Origin of the sequence: Mycolicibacter hiberniae (assembly GCF_010729485.1) — a bacterium.
Classification (GTDB): domain Bacteria; phylum Actinomycetota; class Actinomycetes; order Mycobacteriales; family Mycobacteriaceae; genus Mycobacterium; species Mycobacterium hiberniae.
Window position 1 is genome coordinate 1,749,673 of the sequence record NZ_AP022609.1, and the last position, 21,420, is coordinate 1,771,092.

The 21,420-nt window shown below is 69.4% G+C and carries 9 protein-coding genes; 1 reads left to right on the top strand and 8 read right to left on the bottom strand.

Going from position 1 to position 21,420, the window contains the following annotated elements; translation table 11 throughout:
* Positions 1–179: 179 nt before the first annotated feature.
* From G6N14_RS08220 to G6N14_RS08235, 4 genes are all read right to left on the bottom strand, one after another.
* On the bottom strand, positions 180–1,790 hold the full coding sequence (locus G6N14_RS08220) for a hypothetical protein (RefSeq protein WP_085135426.1): 1,611 nt from the start codon (positions 1,788–1,790) through the stop codon (positions 180–182).
* 231 nt (positions 1,791–2,021) lie between these two features.
* The gene (locus tag G6N14_RS08225; protein ID WP_085135427.1) at positions 2,022–2,738 is read right to left on the bottom strand and encodes a nitroreductase family protein; all 717 of its coding nucleotides are present in this window, start codon (positions 2,736–2,738) and stop codon (positions 2,022–2,024) included.
* Complete coding sequence (locus tag G6N14_RS08230; protein ID WP_085135428.1) at positions 2,731–3,234, bottom strand: DUF2505 domain-containing protein; 504 nt, start codon at positions 3,232–3,234, stop codon at positions 2,731–2,733. Before G6N14_RS08230 ends, G6N14_RS08225 begins: the two co-directional genes overlap by 8 nt.
* Positions 3,235–3,247: 13 nt before the next feature.
* Positions 3,248–3,946, bottom strand: coding sequence for a flavodoxin family protein (locus tag G6N14_RS08235; RefSeq protein ID WP_085135429.1), 699 nt, complete (start codon positions 3,944–3,946; stop codon positions 3,248–3,250).
* Positions 3,947–4,049: 103 nt separating this feature from the next.
* Here G6N14_RS08235 and G6N14_RS08240 point away from each other — a divergent pair, with 103 nt between their 5' ends.
* Complete coding sequence (locus G6N14_RS08240; RefSeq protein ID WP_085135430.1) at positions 4,050–4,880, top strand: class I SAM-dependent methyltransferase; 831 nt, start codon at positions 4,050–4,052, stop codon at positions 4,878–4,880.
* On the opposite strand, the gene G6N14_RS08245 is transcribed toward G6N14_RS08240, so the two are convergent.
* The 4 genes from G6N14_RS08245 to G6N14_RS08260 are packed head-to-tail and all read right to left on the bottom strand — an operon-like array spanning position 4,873 to position 21,414.
* Positions 4,873–6,129 carry a phthiocerol/phthiodiolone dimycocerosyl transferase family protein gene (locus G6N14_RS08245; protein WP_085135431.1) on the bottom strand — a complete coding sequence of 419 codons (1,257 nt, stop codon included), beginning with the start codon at positions 6,127–6,129 and terminating at the stop codon, positions 4,873–4,875. The two genes, G6N14_RS08240 and G6N14_RS08245, sit on opposite strands and share 8 nt — an antisense overlap.
* Positions 6,130–6,146: 17 nt before the next feature.
* Complete coding sequence (locus tag G6N14_RS08250) at positions 6,147–10,556, bottom strand: type I polyketide synthase (protein ID WP_268967486.1); 4,410 nt, start codon at positions 10,554–10,556, stop codon at positions 6,147–6,149.
* Positions 10,553–15,985: a type I polyketide synthase gene (locus G6N14_RS08255; RefSeq protein ID WP_085135432.1), complete on the bottom strand. Its 5,433-nt coding sequence runs from the start codon at positions 15,983–15,985 to the stop codon at positions 10,553–10,555. Before G6N14_RS08255 ends, G6N14_RS08250 begins: the two co-directional genes overlap by 4 nt.
* Positions 15,985–21,414 (bottom strand): type I polyketide synthase, encoded by a 5,430-nt coding sequence (locus tag G6N14_RS08260; protein ID WP_268967494.1) that lies wholly within the window; start codon positions 21,412–21,414, stop codon positions 15,985–15,987. The genes G6N14_RS08255 and G6N14_RS08260 overlap by 1 nt, the downstream gene beginning before the upstream one ends.
* Positions 21,415–21,420: the final 6 nt, after the last annotated feature.

Genomic DNA, 21,420 nt, shown 5'->3' on the forward strand with positions numbered 1-21,420 from the left:
TGACATTCCTGTAATCTATCAAAGTGCTCACTGAGCGCAAATCGACAATCACATGTCGCCAAGCGATGTAAACGCTGTGGAGAGAATGGGATCCCTGGGCACGGTCGTCGCGCGGCGGACTACTCCCCCGCATCCCGGGACTGCCGCACGGACGCGGCCCCGCGCAGCGTCGGCGCGGCCTAGAACGTGAACCAGCTGGCGATTTCGGCCCACAACGCGTCGAGATCGGTGACCAGGCCTCCGCTCGGGTCCAGAACCCGCAGGAAGTCGTCCCACACCAGCAGTGAGTTCAGACCCCCGTACTCGCCGATCTGCTGCTCGGCCAACGGCAGGTCCGGATTCCAGGTCGGCGGCATGTAGTAACCGGTCTCGGGGTTGATCGGCCACGGGCCCAAAAACCCGGGATCGGTCAGCAGCCCCGAGTTGACCGCCAGGTTCGGCAGGTAGGGGTTGATCTCGGCCAGGAAGTCGATGATCGCGTTGTGGGTCTCGGTGTCGAAGGTGAACGTTCCGGTCTGCAAGGCAGAGATGGCGGCCACAATCTGCTCGTCCGTCGAGCCGTTCGCATCGCCCACGGCGTTCTGGCCCGCGGCCTCGGTCAGGTCGATCCACTCCTGGATCTGCGGATTGGGCGCGCCGATGGCCTGGATCGATTTCACCAGGTCCAAGGTGGTCACTCCCCACGGCGGGGAGAACGGCTCCATATTGCACAACCCGGGGCACAGCGGGCTGCCCGCGACGTAGGGGTTGAAGTCGATGACCAGGCCGGCGATCAGGGCCTTCATCGTCTGCGCGACCTCGTCGGCGGTGGCGAAGTGAAAGCCGACGGTCGGGTCCGCGCCGTTGACGCTCCAGTCGACCGGCTGCATGAGGCTGTTGAACCACTGCAGGAACGGCCCGAACGGGTCGAATTTGAACGTCACGCCGGCCCACGGCATCAGATTGATCTGGTTGCCGTACTCATCGAGCACGGGTTGATTGTTGTCGTCCAGCAGCGGATGCGTGCCCGGGAAGCCGAATCCGCCGGGCACCGAGCCGTTGGGACCGATACCGTCGACCGGCGAGGCGATGCCCGCCGAGGTCGGGTTGTCCGGGTCGCTGAAGGGGCTGCTGGGGAACGTGTAGCCGTTGAACAGATCCTGCAGCGGCACTTTGAGCCAGTACTTGAACAGGTCCAGCTGGTTGTCGTCGTTCGGGAAGTTGGAGAACGCCACCAGGAAGTTGATCGACCGGTCCAGTCCGGTCAGGCCGGTGATCGGCTCGACCGGCGACATCGGAGAGCACTGGATCGCGTCACACGAAGCGCTGACCGGCAACATGGCGGCAGCGAACATGGCCAACTGCTGCCCCAGGCCCGCGGTGCCGTTGGCCAAAGCGGTCGGGTCGATCTCGGGCTGATACAGCCCCGAGATCTCGGGGGCGAAGGGGAACAGGTAATTCATGATCGCCATGAAGTGCCCCGGGTCGCCCGGATCCTCACCCCAGAGGTTGGTGGCGCTGGGGGTGAACCAGTTACCGGTGAAGAAGAACGAGTTGGCCAGCACGTTGGTCGACTGCACGTTGTTGAAAGGGATGTTGACCAGGTCCTGGAAGAAGTTGAAGGGGATGTTCAGGAACGAGGGCTCCGCCGCCAGTTGCACCGCCCGCTCGGCGGCGGTCAGGCCGGGGATCCAGGGCGCGGCCGGCGAGACCGGAGCCACCAGGGCTACCGCGGTCGACGCCGCCAGTGCTGCGCTGACGGTGGCCGTGGCATACCGCCGCGGCGGCGCTGATGCCCCCGTTGCGACCATCGCAGGCCGGCGCCCCGGGGCCGCTCGATGAGCCCCGCCCGTTGTATACCGACGCTGAAGCGTCCCCCCACCGATCACACATCCCCCTTAGATGTCCCCCCGGACCGTGCGCGCATATCGGAGCGCGCGGCCCGAACTTAGCGATCGACGATTAACTTACACCAATCCACGACGGATTTCCCCTTAATCGCACATAATCTCCGGCCCGGGATGACCACAGCGTGCATTCAGTTATTCCAGCCATGCACGGTCGCCATAGGAGTTCAGGTGAACCACCTCCCCGACGGGCCTGCGGGTGGTCGGCCCGTAACGCCCGCGCGGCCACCCCAGCGGCACGATGCAACACGGTGTGACCGCGTGCGGCAGACCCAGGGTGCGCCGCACCGCGCGCTGATTCCACAGCGGCAGGGTGATCAGTGACGCGCCCAGGCCCATGGCACGGGCCGCGAGCAGCAGATTCTGCACGCTGGGATAGATCGAACCCCAGTAGGCGGATTCGGCGATGTGCGGCATCCGCACCACCGGCAGCCGGCCCTCGCTGGCCCCCAGACGCAGGCAGGCCACCACCAGAACCGGCAGCTCGGCGAAATGGTCGATCTGCCACTGCATGGCCCGCGCGATTCCGGCGATCGACTCGTCGGTTTTGATCTTGCGCCGCAGCACCACGCCGCGCTGAATTTTCCAGGCCTGCCGATACCGCCTCGCCAATTCCTCTTTGACTTTGCGGTCCTTGACGACGATGAATTCCCAATTCTGACCGTCGTTTCCGGTCGGGGCCCGCAACGCCAGTTCGATGCACTTGAGTACCACCGCGTCATCGACCGGGTCGGAATACACCCGCCGGATCGCACGCTGGGTCATCATCGCCTCACCCAGCGGCATGTCCAGCCGGGCCAGTGCCTCGGCGGTGGCCGGCACGTGGGTGTACGGGAACTCCGAATCAGGCATTCTCACCTAGCCAACTCGTGGTGAACCGTTGGATCTCCGGCACACCTTGGGCGAACTCGCGAGCCAGAAAGCTCTCGATGGGACCGCCGACCAGCGGCATCTTGAAGCGGACGGTACCGCTGAGCGTCATCTGCGAGCCGGTGCCGGCGCGTTCGAGCACCGCGACACCGCTGCCCGAGCCCGGGGCGCCGGTCACCGCGACCGTGATGGCGCCGTCGACCCGGCCGTCCGCCGCCGGCGTCCAGACCTCGGTGGAGACGATGTTGAGGTCGCCGCGGTACACCTTGGCCAGCATCCCGGGCAACGCGCCGTGGCGCAGATCCTCGTTCACCACGACCCGAATCCGGCCGTCGGCGTCGACATCGAGACAGTCCAGGCTTTTGGTGCCGCCGAACGCCTCCAGCCGGGCCTGCCAATAGGCACGGTTGCCGAAGGCGCGGTGCACCTGCTCGACGGTTGCCGGCGAGGCGAACCTCACCTCGAAGGAACGGGGCATAGCCGCTGACCTCTCACTTGCCGAACAGCCGGCCCACCAGGCCGGCGGCGAACGTGCGGACCCGGTCGAGCTGTTCGGGCTGAACATTGGTCGGAGGCAGCCGAAGCCCCAGGTAACGCTCTCGGTAGCGCCCGCTGCCCAGGAAACTGGTCAGCGCCAGCATCGAACGCAACGGGTCACCGGGATAGCTGAAGTGGATCTCGTCCTGATAGCGCCCACCACATTCCTCGGCGAGCCGGCAGACCTCGGCGTAGTTCTCCTGCCAGAACTCGCGGCACACCGTGAACACCACGAACGGCTTGCCGTCCAAGAGTTTTCGCGCCTCATCCGTTTTGAGGAACGATCTGATCGGCATGGCCGGCGCTTTCCACCAGGTCGGAGAGCCGATGCAGATCAAGTCGTACTCGCCGTCGCGCACCGCGTCGGGCGTGCGAATCTGCCCCGTCTCCCCCCGCTGCTGCGCCTTGAGCACGCTGAGCATGTCCGGCCAGACCCGGCGCAGCGGGAACTGGGCGAACCGCTGCGAATAACGCGGATCGGTGAATTCGATACCGGCTTCCACCACTTCGCAGCCTCGCTGCGCGAACACCTCGCCGGCGGTCTCCAGCACCTTGCGCGACTGCCCGGAGAAGCTGTAGTACAACAACAGGATCCGCGGCGCTCGGCCGTCGCGTTCGGTGGTCTCAGCCGCCATCTGTGCCTCCTGGTTCATGCGGCGGTCCCAGCTTCGGCTCTCCTCCGTCGAGCCTCGCTGAACTGCCGGGTTCGACCCTGCGGTGCATCGAATGCCCGTCCAGCGTATTAGGCTCGCCGACGTGGCAGACAAGATCCCCGTCGACCTGCACGGCGCCGCGGCAACCATGCTGACGACGCTCTATCTCAAAGCACTCGATGCCGATTTCGACTCCCCGGTGCTGGGCGACCGGTACGCCAAGGAGGCCGTCGAGCGCATCGACTTCGACTGGGACGCCCTCAAAGCTCCCGGCCGCTGGGCGCCCCTGGTGACCGTGCGCACCGCCCAGTACGACATCTGGGCTCGGCAGTTTCTGGCCAGCCACCCCGACGCCACCGTCATCCACCTGGGCTGCGGCCTCGACGCCCGGGTCTTCCGCATCGACCCGGGACCCGAGGTGACCTGGTACGACGTCGACCAGGCGCCGGTGATCGCGTTGCGCGCACAGGTTTACCCCGACCGCCCCGGCTACCACCTGATGGCGACCTCGGCCACCGACCCGACGTGGCTGGACAAGATCCCGGCGGATCGCCCGGTGCTGCTGCTGGCCGAGGGCATCAGCATGTACCTGACCGAAGCCGACGGCGTGGCACTGCTGCAGAGCATCGTCGACAAGTTCCCGTCCGGCGAACTGCAGATCGACTTCTACAACTGGTTCGGGATCAAGACGCAGAAGACGCACCGTCTGCAGCGCCAGTCCGGCGCGAGCCTGCACTGGGCGGTCAACGACCCCAGCGACATCCTGGACAAGGTGACCGGCGTTCGGCTGCTGGCTGCCACCGACTTCTTCGACGCGCAGACCTTTGACCGGGTCCCGGCCGGATTCCGGCGTTCCAGCCGCCTGGCCCGGGCGGTGCGGCCGCTGCGGGCAATGCTGCAGTACCACCGCTACGCCTTCGGCCCGGTCAGCTGACGCCGGCGGCGTGCTGCTCGGCGATGCCGCAGAGCAGTGCCCGAATGGCCTCCACCGAGCGCTCCGGCTCCGGTCCGTGGGAGTGGTATTCGATGTTGAGCTGGCCGGCGAAGATCTGCGTGAAGTAGATGTCGATGCCGGCGCTGACCGCGAAGTACAGCTCACCGTGCGTCGTGGTGACCTGAACGCCCGGTGGCGTGCGCACCGGCGGTACCAATCCGTTGTTGCTCAGCACCACGACATCGGGCAGCCCCGGCGGGTTTCCCACGTACTGCGGACTGAAGTGCAGCCGGGACTGCTGGATCACGCCCTCGTCGAGGTCCTTCTGGAAGTTCGCCGCGATATCGCGAGCCAGCTCGACCAGGTCGGTCTTGGTGTCGACCTCGGCCAGGTAGGTCGCCAGCCCGATCGGATTGGTGCAGCCGGTGGCCGAAACCGGTGGTGACAGAAAGTATCTCAGGTCGACGGTGTAGACGTAGGGCACCGGGATGCTGAGCTTGCCGCGCAGCTGCCATTCGGCTATCAGCACCGCCGCGGAGAGCACGGCGTGCAGGCTCAGATCGTGCGCACGGCCGAAGGCCACCACGTTGTCGGTCTGGCCTTCGGTCAGCCGGCACGACGCCATCGGCACCAGCACCGGCGACGACGGCGCCTGCGCCGCGACGGCCCGCCGGGTGGGCGGCAGATCGTAGGCGAACAACGCCGGCATGAAACGCTCGATTCCGGAGCGCTGTTGCTTGTCGATCCCCCGATCGGACAGCACCGCCTCGATCGACAGCGGAGCGGGCTCGACGTTCATCGCACCGATCCGGCCCGTGGTGACCAGATCGGTGTAGTAGGACAGCATCTCCTCGATCAACGCGTACATGTGGTGACCGTCGGCGACGGCATGGTGCACGTACAGCGTCGGCTGGGCCTGCCCGTCGCGGATGATCACCCGCATCGCCACCAACGACTCGGTCTGGTCGAAGTGCGGGGCGGGCGGCTGCTCGTCGGGCCCGTCGAGCTCGATGACCTCGATACCGTCGGGCATCAGGTCGTCGGTGACGAACTGGTGGTGCCCGTCCGGCAGACGCTCCAGGCGCCCGGTGAGGATCGGATGCGCCTCCAACAGCGCCTCATAGGCCTCCGAGAGCAGATCGATGTCGACCGGACCGGTGACATGGGCCGCCAGACCCACGAAATTATGGGTTTCGGCCAGCATCTCCTCGCTGTTGGCGAGCTTGCGGATAACCGAGGTGGCAAACACGTGTGGCGATATCCCCTCTACGACAACTCGACCAGAGTCATTTCGCCGTCTTGGGCGGCGGACTCCGAGTCGTGTTCGGCGATGGCCTCGCGGACCAGCTCCATCACCGCCGCGGTGAACCCGTCGGCGAGCGAACGCACCACGGACTCCTCGATGCGGCGGCTGTCGAACCACCAGTCCACGTGCAGCACCCCGCCGGTCCGGTAGGCCCGCAGCTCCAGTGCGTGCCCCAGTCCCGCGATCGCCTCGCGCACCGGCATCGCGGTATCGGGGTCGAACTGCACCGGGGAGTCGCCGAGCGACGGCGGCTCGGGGATCGCCCCGAGGTAGGCGAAGTGAATGTCAGCCGGGGCGACCGAGGCCAGGCGCCGCGCCGTCGGTGCGTACAGGTAGCGCAGCAGTCCGTAGCCGATCCCGTAATGCGGGACGCCGTCCACGGCTTCGTGGACCGAGTCCAGCAGCTGCCGCGCGGATGTCTGCCCGGCCGGCGAGCAGCTCAGTGCGACCGGATAGATCGTGGTGAACCAGCCCACGGTGCGCCGCAGGTCGACATCGGGCTTGAGCACCGACCGGCCCGCTCCCCCCATGTCGACCGCGATGCTGCCCGCACCGAGCGCCGATGCCACCGCCCGGCCCAACCCGGCCAGCAGGATCTCGTTGATCGGCAGGCGCAGCCGCCGCCGCGCGTCGTCGATCTCGCTGGTGTCCACGGCGGGCAGTGCTGTGGACAGCGTGCACAGGTCGGCGGCCGCCGGAGGCTCGGCGGCTTCGGCGGCCACCCGCAGCGTCGCTGATTGCGTTGTCTGCAACCAGAACTCGCGACTCCCCAGCACCGCCGGGTGGGTCGCGAGTCCGGCGCACCGCTGCGACCACTCGGCCCAGCCGACCCCGACCGGCTGCAGTTCGATGTCGTTGCCACCCAGCTGCTGCCCGAACGCGGTGAAGATATCGGTGAGCAGAATGTCGCGGGAGGCCTCGTCGCCGACGGCGGCGTGCAGGCTCAGCGCCAGGTAGCACAGATCGCCCGCCGCGCCCCGCACATACAGTGCCGTCAGCGGTGGGCTGGACAGGTCCTGCTCGCGGATGTGCTCGGCGAGCAGCGTGCGCACCGCGTCGTCCTCTGCGGTCAGGCCCTCCGGCAGGTTGTGGATGCTGATCTCGCCGAAGTCGCCGGGCTCGACGATCCGCTGCTCCCAGGTGCCGGCCCGCTCGGTGATACGCAGACGCAGCGCCTCATGGTGGTTGACCACCGCCGACAGCACGGATCGCACGTCATCGGCCGAGATGTCGGGCCGCAACCGCAGCACCACCGGGATACGCCAGCGCCCGTGCTCGCGAACACCGTTTTCCAGGAAGTAGGCGATGTTGGGCGGCACCGGCGGGTGCTCGACCGCACCGGGCGACTGACGGCCCAGGCCGCCGGCGGCATACCGGGCGGTGAGCGCCTTGGCCAGCGCCGCCACCGTCGGGTTGTCGTAGAGGTCCTGCGGGGTCAGGTCGAACCCCTCGTGCGACGCGGCCATGGCGACGCTGATCGCCACCAGGGAGTCCCCGCCGACGTCGAAGAAGTTGGCCGTGCGATCCACCGAGCCGACACCCAGGCACAGCGCCCAAATGCGTTGCAGTGTCGCCTCTATCGACTCACCGCTGGCCGCGGTGTCCCCGCCCGGAGCGCCCGCGGCGGCACCAGCCGCGCTCGCGCCGCCGGACACCCAGGTGGCGTTCGCATTGTGCTCAAGCCAATGACGTTGCCGCTCAAAGGGATAGCCCGGAACAGTGACGCGTTTGGGCTGGTAATCCCCGCGCAACAGCGACCAGTCCACCTCCACCCCGGCGGCCCAGAGCTGGCCGAGTGCCAGCAGGAAGGTATCGCGGTCGTCGCGGTTCTGGGCGTGGTGGCGCATCAGGCGCACGGCCCGATGCCCGCTCGCGAACTTCGAGTTGCGGGCCGCGGACGCGGTCAGCGTGGCCCCCGGACCGACCTCGACCAAGACCCGGTACGGGTCGCCCAGCACGACATCGATCTCGTCGGCGAACCGGACGGTGGCCCGCACGCTGCGCGCCCACGTCGCAGGGTTCGTCGCCTCACTGGGCGCCAGCCACGTGCCGGTCAGGTTCGACAGCAGCGGAAGCTGCGGTTCGTGCAGCGTCTGCCGGGACAGGAACGCGGTGAACTCCGAGATCATCGAGTCCATCAGGCGGGAGTGGAAGGCGTGTGAGGTCCGCACTCGGCGCGCGTTGATACCGGCCTGCTTGAGCCGGTCGGTGAACTCGCGGATATCGGACTCGGCCCCGGCCACCACGCAGCCGTCCGGGTCGTTGACCGCGGCCAGGTCGACGTCACCGGTCAGATAGGCACCGACCGCCTCGGCGCTGACCGGCACGGCCACCATCACGCCGCGCGGCGCGGCGTGCATCAGCCGGGCCCGCATCGCCACCACCTTGATCGCGGTGTCGAGGTCGAAGACACCGGCGACGGTGGCCGCGGCGTATTCGCCGATGCTGTGGCCGATCAACGCGGCCGGGCGCACACCGTAGCTCTCGACCAGTTTGGCGAGGGCGTATTCCACGGTGAACAGCGCAGGCTGGGTGCGATCGGTGCGTTCGAGGTCACGGGAGGTGCCCTCGAAGATCATCGAGCGCAGGTCGTAGCCCAGCTCCGCCTCGAAGCCGGCCGCGCAGCGGTCGAAGTACTCGGCGAACACCGGTTCGTTGTCGTAGAGCCCGCGCGCCATCCCGATGTGCTGGGCGCCCTGTCCGGGGAACAGGAACACCACCCTGTCCTCGGCGGCCACGTCGGCGGGGTCCACGCCCTCGCCGATGAAGACGTTCTCGCTCTCCTCGGCGCCCAGCACCGCCACCGCGTCGGCGCGGTCGGCGACGACCGCGGCCAGGCGCAGGGTGTGCGGGTGCCGCTCGGCCAGCGTGTAGGCCACGTCGTGCAGATCCGGCGCGTCGGACGCCTCGGCACCGGCGGCCGACAGCTCGGCCGCCAGCTCCGAGCGGCCCTGCGCCAACGCGTCGGCGGTGCGTGCCGACAGCAGCAGCACCTCGGGCCCGGGCCGCGGGGCGGCTGGCGCGTCGGCCGGGACGTCTTCGGGCCACTCTTCGACGATCACGTGGGCGTTGGTGCCGCCGACGCCGAACGAGCTGACCCCGGCGCGCCGGATGCCGTCGGATTCCCAGGGACCGTACTCGCTGCGGATCCGGAAGGGTCCGTCGTCGAGGTGCAGTTCGGGGTTGGGGCTGGTGTAGTGCAGCGTGGCCGGGATCGCCCGGTGCTTGAGGCACAGGATGGTCTTGATCAGGCTGGCGATGCCGGCCGCCGACTCCAGGTGCCCGATGTTGGACTTCACCGATCCCACGTAGCAGGGCCCGGTGCGGGGCTGCTCGGAGACCGCGAAAGCCTGTCGCAGGCCCTCGATCTCGATCGGGTCGCCCAGCGGGGTGCCGGTGCCGTGCGATTCGATGTAGCTGATGGTGGAGGCGTCCACCTCGGCGACCGCGTGCGCTTCGGCGATCACGTCGGCCTGACCGGCGGCGGTGGGCGCCGCGTAGGTCATCTTGGTGGCGCCGTCGTTGTTCAGCGCCGAGCCCCGGATCACCGCGTGGATGCGATCCCCGTCCTCGACCGCGTCGGCCAATGCCTTGAGCACCACCACCCCGACGCCGCTGGCGAAGATGGTGCCGTCGGCCCGGACGTCGAACGGCCGGCAGTGCCCGGTGCCCGACACCATCGAACCGGGCTCGTGCCAGTAGCCGACGTGATGCGGCACGCGCAGCGAGGAACCGCCGGCCAGCGCCATGTCGCATTCGCCGTTGAGAATGCTCTGGCAGGCCAGGTGCAGCGCGACCAGCGCCGACGAGCAGGCCGTCTGCACCGACAGTGCAGGGCCGTGCAGGTTGAGCTGATGGGCCACCCGGGTGGCCAGATAGTCCTTGTCGTTCTGCAGAGACAGGTTGACCATCTCGAAGCTGACACCCTGCCCGATGATCAGGTTCGGATCGTAGTGCGACATCAGGTTGTGCAGCAGGTAGCCGCTGGTGGTGCTGGTGCCGTAGACGCCGACGGAGCCCTCGATCTCGCCGGGCTGGTATCCGGCGTCCTCCAAGGCGTGCCACGCGGTCTGCAGGAACAGCCGGTGCTGCGGGTCCATGGTGCGAGCGGCCTGCGGGGTGAACCCGAAGAAACCCGCATCGAACTCCTCGATGCCCTCCAGCAGCGCCGCGCGCCGCACGTAGTTGTGGTTGGCCAGCGCCTTGTCGCTCACGCCGCTGGCACGCAGTTCGTCCTCGGACAGCGTGACGATGGATTCGGTGCCGTTGCGCAGGTTGTCCCAGAAGCCGGTCAGGCTGCGGGCGCCCGGAAAGCGCCCGGCCATGCCGACGACCGCGATCGCGTTGGGCGGCACTTCATTGTTGGTCACGAACGATCTCCTACTTTCCGCCGCGCCGCCGCACGCTGCCGCGCCGCGGCACGCTGCTGGGCCCGGCTCCGAACGCCCCCGGCGTCGCCGTCGCCGTCTGCGCCTTCCTGCGCCGCCAGACCGAGTTGGCGGGACAGGTCGGCGGCCAGATCGGTCAGTGAGGCTCCTTGCAGCAGCAGCGCCACCGGCGGCTCCGCCCCGAAGTCGCCCCGCACGGTGTTGCGGATGCGCACGGCCATCAGTGAATCCATTCCGAGCTCGGTCAACGGCCGCCCCGGGTCGATGGCGCTGCCCTTGGGGTAGCCCATGATCGCCATGATGCGCGAACCCAGCCGGGCCACGACCGCCTTGGCGGCCTCGGCCGCGTCGAGCTGCTTGAGCCCCTCGGGGCCGGGCCAGTCGTCGTCCTCGGCATCGAGGTCGAGCTCCTCGGCCAGGGTGGCGAAATATCCGAGCTGCTGCAACTCCGGGAAGGCCGCGGCCACCCGGTCCAGCCGCAGCCGCGCGACGCCGATCCGGCCGAGATCACCGCCGAGGATCGCCTCCAGCGCCTCCATGCCCTCATCGGGGCTGATCGGGTCCAGCGCACTGAACTTCAGCTCCTGGGCGACGCCCACCCCGGACCACTGGCCCCAGTTGATGGTGATCGCCGGCAGCCCGGCGGCCCGCCGCCACGCCACCAGGCCGTCCAGCCAGGCGCTGGCCGCGGCATAGGCCGCCTGGCCCGGGGCGCCCAGCAGCGACGACGTCGAGGAGAACCCGACCCACCAGTCCAGGTCCTTGCCGGCGGTCGCCACATGCAGCCGCAGCGCCGCCGACGCCTTGGGCGCCCACACCCGGCCCAGCGTCTCCTTGTCGATGCCGACCACGATCTGATCGTCGATGACGGCCGCGCCGTGGATCACACCGCGCAGCGCACACCCGGTCTCCTCGGCGGCGGCGACCAGGCTCTCGGCGACACCGGGCGCGGCCAGATCACCGGAGACGACGGCGACCTGCGCCCGCTGTTCGAGCTCGGACAGCACGGCACGCTGCTCCTCGGAGGGCTGCGAGCGGCTGTTGAGCACGATCCGCGCAGCGCCGTGATCGATCAGCCAACGGGCGACGACCAGTCCGATGCCGCCCAGACCGCCGGTCAGCACATAGGCGCCGTCACGCCGCACGACCGGGGCGCCCGTCGCGGTCAGGCTGGCCCGCTTGAGCCGTTCGACATAGCGGTTCGCGCCGCGCCAGGCCACCACATCGTCGGTGCCGGCCAGTCCCAGCTCGGCGATCAACGCCGCCACCGGGTCGGCGCCGTCGGAGCGGGCGTCGATGTCGACCAGGGCGGTGTGCAGATCGGGGTGCTCATAGGCCAGCACCCGCACCAGGCCCTTGAGGGCGCAGATCGACGGATCGCCGTGCTCCGGCTGCTCGGCGTCGACGGTCAGGCCGTTGCGGCCCACCAGCCACAGCCGGGGCGCCGTGCCGTGCCAGCCCCCGACAATGGTGCGCACCGTCGAGGCGACCGACCAGGCCAGGTCGCGACCGCGGGCCGGATCGTCGCCCGCCTCCGTGCCGTCGAAGTCGCCGCGGGCGGCCAGCACGACGACGCCCACCGGGGGCCGGTCGGGGTCGCCGGCGGTCTGCGCGAAGGCCTCCCGCACCGCTTGTTCGCTGGTCAGGTCCGCGGTGATCACGCGGCGCTCCGGCGAGCTGAACCGTGCAGCGAAATCGGCTGCCAGGGCTTCACTTTCAGATCCTTCGGTGAGCACCAGCCAGCTTCCGCCGGCGGCTGCCGGGGGCTGAGCGGGGCCGGGAGCCTCGAGCCACTCGGTGTCGAAGATCTTCTGGCTCAGCGGCAACGGGACGGTGCGCCGCTGCACGCGCTGCAGGTAGATCCCGGAGAGCTCGGCGGTGACCGTGCCGGTGTCGTCGGTCAGGGTGACGCGCCCGGTGATCCCGTCGTCGTCGTGGTTGAGCACCTCGGCGTGGCCGCGGGCGCGCCGGCCGACATCGCCGAAGACCCGGATGGTCTCCACGGCCACCGGCAGGTAGGTGGCGTCGGAGGCTCCGCTCAGCGACTCGTCGGGCAGCGCGGCGGCCAGGCATTGCAGGGCGGCGTCGAGCATCACCGGGTGGATGCGGTAGCCGCGGTGCCCGGTCGCCTCGTCGGGCAGCACGATCTCGGCCTCCGATATGCCACCGGGTTTGCGCACGATGCGGGTTAGCGCCGCGAACGCCGGGCCGTGCTGCAGACCGGTACGGCGCAGCGCCGTGTAGAGGTCCGCCGGGGACAGCGCGGTGCCCCCGCTCGCCGGTGCCGCCGCGCGAGGCTGCGGTTGCGTGGCCGGTGCGGCCACGGCCCGGGCGACGGCGTGCCTCGACCAACCACCGCCGGCGGGACGGGAATGTATCTCGATGCGCAGCTCGTCGGAGCCATCGGTGTCGTGCAGCAGCCGGGTGGTCACCTCGGTCCGCTCATCGACGCGCAGCATCTGTTCGACTTCGACCCGGTCCACCGCGATCGCGGAGGGCGGCAGGCCCAGCGCCTGTCCGGCCGCCGCCAGCGCCATCTCGGCAAACCCGGTGGCCGGCATGACGATCTGGCCGTGCACCTTGTGGTGGGCCATCCACGCGACGAGCTCGGTGCCCACGTCGGCCTGCCAGACGTGACCGTGTCCGGACGGAAGCTCTACGTGTGTACCCAACAGCGGATGCGCGTCGGCGGAGTTGCGGTTGGACGCCACCGGTGCCGCCCAGTACCGAACGTGCTGCCACGGCCGCGCCGGGAGGTCGACGCGACCCAGGCCACCGTCGGGTTGCGGCGCCTGCGCCGGTGGCGGCGCGGCGGCGGCCAGGTTGGTGTGGAAGCTCAGGGCCTCGGGCTGGTCGCGCAGCAGGGTGCCCGTCACGGTGCTGTCGCCGGCGGGCCGCGCCGTCTCGAGGTTGCCGTTGATGGCGTGGCTGAGCAACGGATGCGGGCTGACCTCGACGAAGGTGGCGTGGCCGGCGGCGGCGGCGGTCACGGCCCGGCCGAACCGCACCGGGTTACGCAAATTGCGCACCCAGTAGTCGGCATCGAACGTCGGTGTCTCGGTTGCCGTTTGGCCCACAGTGCTGATCAGCGGGATCTTCGGCGCCGACGGCTTGAGGTCAGTCAGCGCGGTGCGCAGCTCCTCGAGGATCGGGTCCACGGTCCGGTGGTGCGATGCCACGTCCACCTCGACGCGCCGGGCCAGCTTGCCCTGGGCGTCCACCACCGCGACCACCGCGTCGACCTGGTCCGGCGGGCCGGCGATCACGGTCTGCTGGGGTGCTGCGTACACGGCCACGGCGATGTCCGGGTGCTCGGCGACCAGCTTCTCGGCGGCCTCGGCGTCGAGCTCCAGCAGCGCCATCGCGCCCTGCCCGGACAACCGCGCCATCAGCCTGGACCGGGTGGCGATCACTTTGAGGCCGTCGGCGGGGCTCAGCGCACCGGCCACCACGGCGGCGGCCACCTCGCCCATCGAATGCCCGATCACCGCATCCGGTTCGACTCCGTGGGACCGCCACAGTGCGGTCAGCGCCAGCTGCATGCCCACCAGCACCGGCTGAATGCGGTCGATACCGACCACCGGCTCTCCGGATTCCAGCACCCCGCGCAGCGAGAACCCGACCTGGGCAACGAAATCCGGCTCGAGCTCGTCGACGGCGGCGGCGAAGGCCGGCTCGTCGATCAGCAGCTGCCGGCCCATCCCGGCCCATTGGGATCCCTGGCCCGAGTAGAGGAACACGGTGCCCTTGCCGCGGGATTCGGCGCGCGTGCCGACCACTCCGGGTGCCGGGTAGCCGCCGGCGACCGCCCGCAGCCCGGCCAGCGCCTGCTCGGTGTCGCGGGCACAGACGGTGGCGAACTTGGCGTACCGGCTGCGGTGGTGGTTGAGCGTGCGGGCGATGTCGGCCAGCGGGACCGTGGCGCCCGGGCCGGCGATCCAGTCAGCCAGTGTGGCGGCCCATTCCGCCACCCGCTGCTCGGTCTTGCCCGACACCACCAAAGTGGCGACCGGCTCGGCCGGTGCGGGCGACGGGACCGGGTCGGGTCCCTGCTCGAGCACGACGTGCGCGTTGGTTCCGCCGAGCCCGAACGAGGAGACCGCGGCGCGGCGCGGCCCCTCGGTGGCCGGCCACGGGGTCATCTCGGTGGGCACGAACAGCCGTGTGGGACTCGGGTCGATCGCCGGGTTCCAGGTGGAGAAGTTGCGGTTCGGCGGGATCTGTCCGCGCTGAACCGACAGCGCGGCCTTGATGAATCCGGCGATCCCGGCGGCTGCCTCCAGGTGTCCGATATTGGTCTTGACCGCACCGAGTGCGCATTTCGCCGCACCGCGCCCGTAGACGTCGGCTAAGGCCTCGAATTCGATGGGGTCACCCAAAGCCGTTCCCGTGCCGTGGGTTTCGATCAGGTTCACCGAGTTGGCGGCGACGTCGGCGCTGCGCAGTGCGCGGGTGATCGCGTCGATCTGGGCGATGGTGTTCGGGGCGGTCAAGCCGTTGGACCGTCCGTCCTGGTTGATCGCCGAGCCGCGCACCACCGCGAGCACCCGGTCGCCGTCGCGGATGGCGTCGGTCAGGCGTTTGAGGACCACGACTCCCGCCCCTTCACCACGCACGAAGCCGTCCGCTCCGGCGTCGAAGGTGTGGCATCGGCCGCGTGGGGACAGCATTCCCCACTTCGCCATGGCGATCTGGGTTTCCGGCCGCAGGATCAGGCTGACGCCGCCGGCCAGGGCCAGGTCGCTCTCGCGCAGGCGCAGACTCTGGCAGGCCATGTGGATGGTGACCAGCGATGACGAGCACGCCGAGTCCATCGCCACGGCCGGTCCGCGCAGACCCAACAGGTAGGCGATCCGGCCCACCGCGACGGCGTGCGCGTTACCGGTGGCCGAGTAGCCGTCGATGGCATCCGGGTTGGCCGCTGAAATTCCTTGGTACTCGGTGTAGTACACGCCCATCATGACCGCGGACCGGATGCCGGACAGGGTTGCCGGCGGCATCCCGGCGTGTTCGAGTGCTTCCCAGGCCACTTCCAGCATCAGGCGCTGTTGGGGGTCCATGGCCTCGGCTTCGCGCGGCGAGATGCCGAAGAAGTCGGCGTCGAACCCGGCGACATCGGAGAGGAACCCGCCCCACTTCGATGACATCCGGCCCGGTGCCAGCGGGTCCGGGTCGTAGTACTCCTCGGCGTCCCAGCGATCCGCGGGGATCTCGGTGATGCCGTCGCGAGCGGTCTTCAACAGGTCCCAGTAGGCGTCCGGGCCCGAGGCGCCACCCGGGAAGCGGCAGCCGATCCCCACCACCGCGATCGGCTCGGCGGCCGCGATCCGCGACGCCTTGTCGAACTGCTCGGTCAGCGCCCCCCGTTTCTCGGCGCTCATGGCCGAGATCCTGTTGAAGATCGTCGTCATCAATAAATACCGCTCTCGCTCCCGGTCGAAGCCGACTCGACCTGATCGAACAACTCATCCAGCACGCCGCCGGATGAGCCGAACCCCAGATCGTCGTCGTCGTGACCTGCTGTGCTGTCCGGCTCGGCGTAGTGCGACGCCAGCAGCCCCACCAGGTGCGTCGCCAACGCTGAGATGCTGGGGTGATTCCACAGCATTGACGCCGACAAATCCACCCCGACCAACTGTTGTGTCTCTTTCAGCACGGTCATCGCGATCATCGAATCCAGCCCCATCTCCGGGAAGGGCTGGTCCACATCGATCGCCGTCACCGCCGTGCGCAGTTCGCGAGCCAAGATAGCCTGCAGCCTGACCACCAGCTCATCGCGCCTCTGGTCGGCGGGAATGGCCGCCCAGTCCGGCTCGCCGGTAGCCGAGGTGTCGGCGCCGCCGCCCACGGAAACCTCACCGGCCTCAGCAGCACCGATTGCCACGTCGGCTTCGGCTACGAGCGACTCGAAGAAAGTCAGGTCACGGAATTCGGGCGACGTTGCGACCGCGCGGTCGATGCGCAGCCGTCCCACCCCGACCCGGGCGCCGATCCCACCGGCGTCGGGCGCCAGCACCGCGTCGAGCGCCTCGATGCCTTCGTCCGGGTTGATCGGGTCCAGCACGCTGAGCGTCATCGACCGGCCCAGCCCCACATCGGACCACTGGCCCCAGTTGATGGCGGTCGCGGGCAGCCCGGAGGCGTGCCGCCACGCCATCAGGGCGTCCAGCCAGGCATTGGAGGTGGCGTAGCCGAGCTGGCCGGGCAGCCCCAGCAGGGCGGCCATGGAGGAAAAGCCCACCCACCAGTCGAGCTCGGCGGTTGCGGTGGCCGCGTGCAGGCGGGCGGCGCCGACGGCTTTGGCCGACCAGACATCGGCCAGGCTCTCGGGCGTCACGGCGCTCACCAGGCCATCCCCCAGCACGCCGGCGGCGTGGACGACGCCGCGCAACGGCCGGCCCGTCTCCTGCGCGGCGGCCACCAGCCGCTCGGCCACACCCGGTGCGCTGATGTCGCCGGCGACGAAGACGACCTGGGTCTGCGCGGCCAGTTCCGCCAGCACGGCACGCTGGGCTTGCGACGGCTCGCTGCGGCCGTTGAGCACGATCCGTCCGGCGCCGCGCTCGGCCAGCCAGCGCGCCACCACGGTGCCCAAGCCGCCCAGCCCACCGGTGAGCAGGTAGGAGCCGTCCGCACGGACCGTGGCGTGGCCGGCATCGTCGCCCGGGGCATCCCCGGCGCCGTCGAGCGCCGCCCGGATCAGCCGCTCGGTGTAGCGCTGACCGTTGCGCCAGGCGATCACGTCGTCGCGCAGCGAGGCGCCCAGTTCGGCCAGCAGGGCATCGGCGCGGTCCGCGGTGTCCTGGGCAGGGTCGAGGTCGACCAGGGTGGCGCCCAGGTCCGGCTCGTCGGCGAGGACGCGGGCGAGTTCGCCGGGGAAGCGCCAGGTGCGGACCACGCCCTTGAGCGCCCCGATGGCGGGATCGCCGGGTTCGTCGCCGCCGAAGGCCAGCCCACCGCTGCTGACCACCCACAGTCGCGGCTTGCTGCCCGCGGACGCCCCGGTCCAGCCGGCGACGGCTGCCCGGGCCACCGACCACGCCGTCCAGACCAGTTCCCGGGCCCGCGCCAGTGCGCTGTCCGGGGTGGTCCCGGCGAATTCGCTGCGTTCGAGCAGGACGACGATGCCGGCGGGTGGATGCGCGGGGTCCGCGGCGGCGCGCTCGATCGCCTCGTTCAGGGCGGGCCCGTCGGTGAACTCCCCGGTGAACACGGTGCGGTCGGGCCCGCCCAGGCGTGCCGCCAGGTGCTCGGCGAGTTCGCCGGTGGACGGCTCGCAGAGCAGCAGCCAGCTGCCGGGTGCCGCCGCGGCACCGGCCGGCGCGGTGACCGCCGGCGCCCACTCGGTGGCGAAGGTCTTCTGGTCCAGTGGCACCCGCAATGAGCGCGGATCGATGGGCCGCAGCTCGATGCCGGCGAGCTCGGCGCACGGGGCACCCGAGTCGTCGGTCAACACCAGACGGCCCCGCACCGCGTTGTCGTCGGCAACGCTCAGTGCGGCGTGGCCGCGCACCGGGCGTCCGGCAGGGGCGAACACCCGCACCGCGGCGACCGCGGCCGGCGCGTACCCCGCACCGTCCGCGTCGTGGCCGGGCTGCACGGCCTCGACACCGGCCGCCAGCTGGCGCAGCGCGGCGTCGAGCACGGCCGGTGGGAGCCGGTAGGCCGGGTGGGCGCCGGAGCCTGTGCACTCGGGCAACGTGAACGTGCGCTGTTGCGGGGCCGGCTCAACTGCGCGTTGCGCCGGTGCCACGGCGACATCGGCGACGGCGTATCGCGACCACGCTTCCCCGGCTGCGCGGGCGTGGATCTCGACCTGTGCCTCGGTGGGCGCCCCGCGCAGGGTGGTGGTGAGCTGAGTGGTGTCGTCGAGCACCAGCGGCTGCTCGATCTGCAGGCCGGTCACCTCGATCGACTCGGCGGCTGTGCCCAGTGCCTGGCTGCCGGCGGCCACGGCCATCTCGATCAGGGCCGCCGCGGGCGCAACGGCCTGTCCGTGCACCGGGTGCTCGGCCAGCCACGGCATCGCCGCGGTGCTCAGCTCGTTCTGCCAGACGTGCTCGCCGCCGGTGAGCAACTCGACGTGCACGCCGAGCAACGGATGGACATCCGGTGCCTGCATCGCCCGCTCGGGGGCCGGCAGCCAGTGCCGAGTGTGCAGCCACGGCGTGGTGGGCAGCTCGGCGAACCCGCCGGCGCCGGTCTGGTAGCCGAGTTCGGCGAGCTGGATGTGGAAGCTCAGGGTCTCGTCGTCGCCTCGGCGAAGCGTTGCCCCCACGGTCACCGGCTCGGCGGTGGCGGCTTCGGCGGCTTCACTGATGGTGTGGGTCAGCAGGGGGTGCGGGCTGATCTCGATGAAGGTGTCATGGTCGGCCGCAGCGGCGGCGACGGCCTGGTTGACCAGTGCGGGTTTGCGCACGTTGGCCGCCCAGTAGTCCGCATCGAGCACCGGTGTGGGACCGGCCGGGTCGACGACGGTGGAATAGAAGGGAATCTGCGGGGCCTGCGGCCGCAACCCGGCCAATTCGGCCCGCAACTCCGCGAGAATCGGGTCCATGAACGCGGTATGCGAGGCCACCTCCATATTGACCCGCCGCGCAAACCGCTCGGCACCGGCCACCGCAGCGATCACCGCATCCACCTGCGCAGGAGCACCGGCCACCACCGTCTGCCGCGGCGACAGATACCCCGCCACCTCCACACCGGGATAACCGGCCAACACCTCCTGGGCGGCTGCGGCATCCAACTCCAGCAACGCCACCGCACCCTGACCGGCCTGCCGCGACATCAACGACGACCGCACCCCGATCACCTGCAAACCCTGCTCGGGCGTCAGCGCCCCGGCCACCACCGCCGCCGACACCTCCCCCATGGAATGCCCGATCACCGCATCCGGAACCACCCCATAGGAACGCCACAACGCCGCCAACGCCAACTGCAGCCCCATGATCACCGGCTGCACCTGAGCATCACCGGAAATCTCCCGGCCCTGCTCAAGCACCTCACACAGCGAAAAACCCACCTGCCGGACAAAAACCGGCTCCAACTCCGCCACCGCGGCAGCAAACGCCGGCTCCTCGGCCAACAACCGACGACCCATCCCCACCCAATGCGAACCCTGACCCGAAAACACAAACACCGGCCGGGACGTCGCCGTCCGCGGCCGGGGCTCGATGACGCCGGGGGCGGACTCGCCTGCGGCCAGCGCGTTGAGCCCCGCGATGGCCTGCTCGGTGTCCCGGGCGCATACCCCGGCGCTGTATTTGAAGCGACTTCGCCGTTCGCGCAGGGTCGCCGCGACGTCGGCCAGGGTGGCGTCGGCGCCGTCGGTGGCCAGCCACTGCGCCAGCACCCCCGCGGTCGCCGCGATCCGCGCCGGCGACTTACCCGAGACCACCAACGTCGTCACCGGCCCCGAAGCCACCGACTCCCCACCAACACACCCCGACCCCTGCGGAGCCTGCTCCACAATCACATGCGCATTAGTGCCCGACACCCCAAACGACGACACCCCCGCCCGACGCGGACGCGACACCGCAGGCCAAGCCATCGCCTGCCCAGCAACCTCAAACTTCGACGCCCCCACACCCGCATTCGGCGTCAACTCCGAAAAATTCAGATGCCGCGGGATAAAACCCCGCTGCACCGACAACACCGTCTTAATGAACCCCGCCACACCCGAAGCCGACTCCAGATGCCCCACATTGGTCTTCACCGACCCCAACACCAACGGCGCCGACGAACCCCGCTCACCAAACACCGCCGCCAACGCATCCAACTCAATCGGATCACCCAACGCGGTACCCGTCCCATGCGCCTCGACATAGTCGATATCACCGGGCTCCAACCGCGCCGCCGCCAACGCAGCCCGCACCACCTTCTGCTGCGCCGGACCCGACGGCACCGTCTGACCACTCGACGGCCCATCCTGATTCACCGCCGAACCCCGCACCACCGCCAGAATCCGATCACCATCACGCTGCGCATCCGACAACCGCTTGAGCACCACCACCCCAGCACCCTCAGACCGCACATACCCATCGGCGGCAGCATCAAAAGTCTTGCACCGCCCATCGGGCGCCAACATCCCCCACCGCGACGTCGCAATACTGTTCTGCGGAGCCAAAATCAAATTCACCCCGGCAGCCAACGCCTGATCCGACTCCCGACGCCGCAAACTCGCACACGCCAAATGAATCGTCACCAACGACGACGAACACGCCGTATCCACCATCAACGCCGGACCATGCACACCCAAGAAATACGACAACCGACCCGCCGCAAAATTCGGCGCATTACCGAACGAAAAATACGGATCAGCATCACGCGGCCCCAACCGCTCCGCAGCCAACACCGCATAATCACTGGTCGTCACACCCACAAACACACCGGTCGCCGTACCGCGAATCGCCTCCCGGGTGATCCCGGCATGCTCCAACGCCTCCCAGGTCACCTCCATCAACAACCGCTGCTGCGGATCCATCGCATCAGCCTCACGCGGCGAAATACCAAAAAACTCCGCGTCAAACTCCGACGGATGCCACCCCGACAAAAACCCGCCCTCACGAGAACAAATCGTCCCCGGAACCGAATGATCCGACGAAAACAACGCATCGGCATCCCAGCGATCCGCCGGAACCCCAACAATCCCCGAACCCTCATCACACAACAACTGCCACAACGCAGCCGGACCATCCACCCCACCCGGCAGACGACACCCCAACCCCACCACCGCGATCGGCTCGCTGTCCCCCGCCTCGGCAACAGCCAACCGCGCCGTCAGATCATCAATCTTGCGCAGCGCCTCAGCAACAATCGCCCGACGATCCGGACCCCCCACCGACGC

Coding starts and splice junctions, on each gene's coding strand:
- G6N14_RS08225 (WP_085135427.1), bottom strand. CDS start 2,738: ATGCCTGATTCGGAGTTCCCGTACACCCACGTGCCGGCCACCGCCGAG.
- G6N14_RS08255 (WP_085135432.1), bottom strand. CDS start 15,985: ATGACGACGATCTTCAACAGGATCTCGGCCATGAGCGCCGAGAAACGG.
- G6N14_RS08220 (WP_085135426.1), bottom strand. CDS start 1,790: ATGGTCGCAACGGGGGCATCAGCGCCGCCGCGGCGGTATGCCACGGCC.
- G6N14_RS08235 (WP_085135429.1), bottom strand. CDS start 3,946: ATGAACCAGGAGGCACAGATGGCGGCTGAGACCACCGAACGCGACGGC.
- G6N14_RS08230 (WP_085135428.1), bottom strand. CDS start 3,234: ATGCCCCGTTCCTTCGAGGTGAGGTTCGCCTCGCCGGCAACCGTCGAG.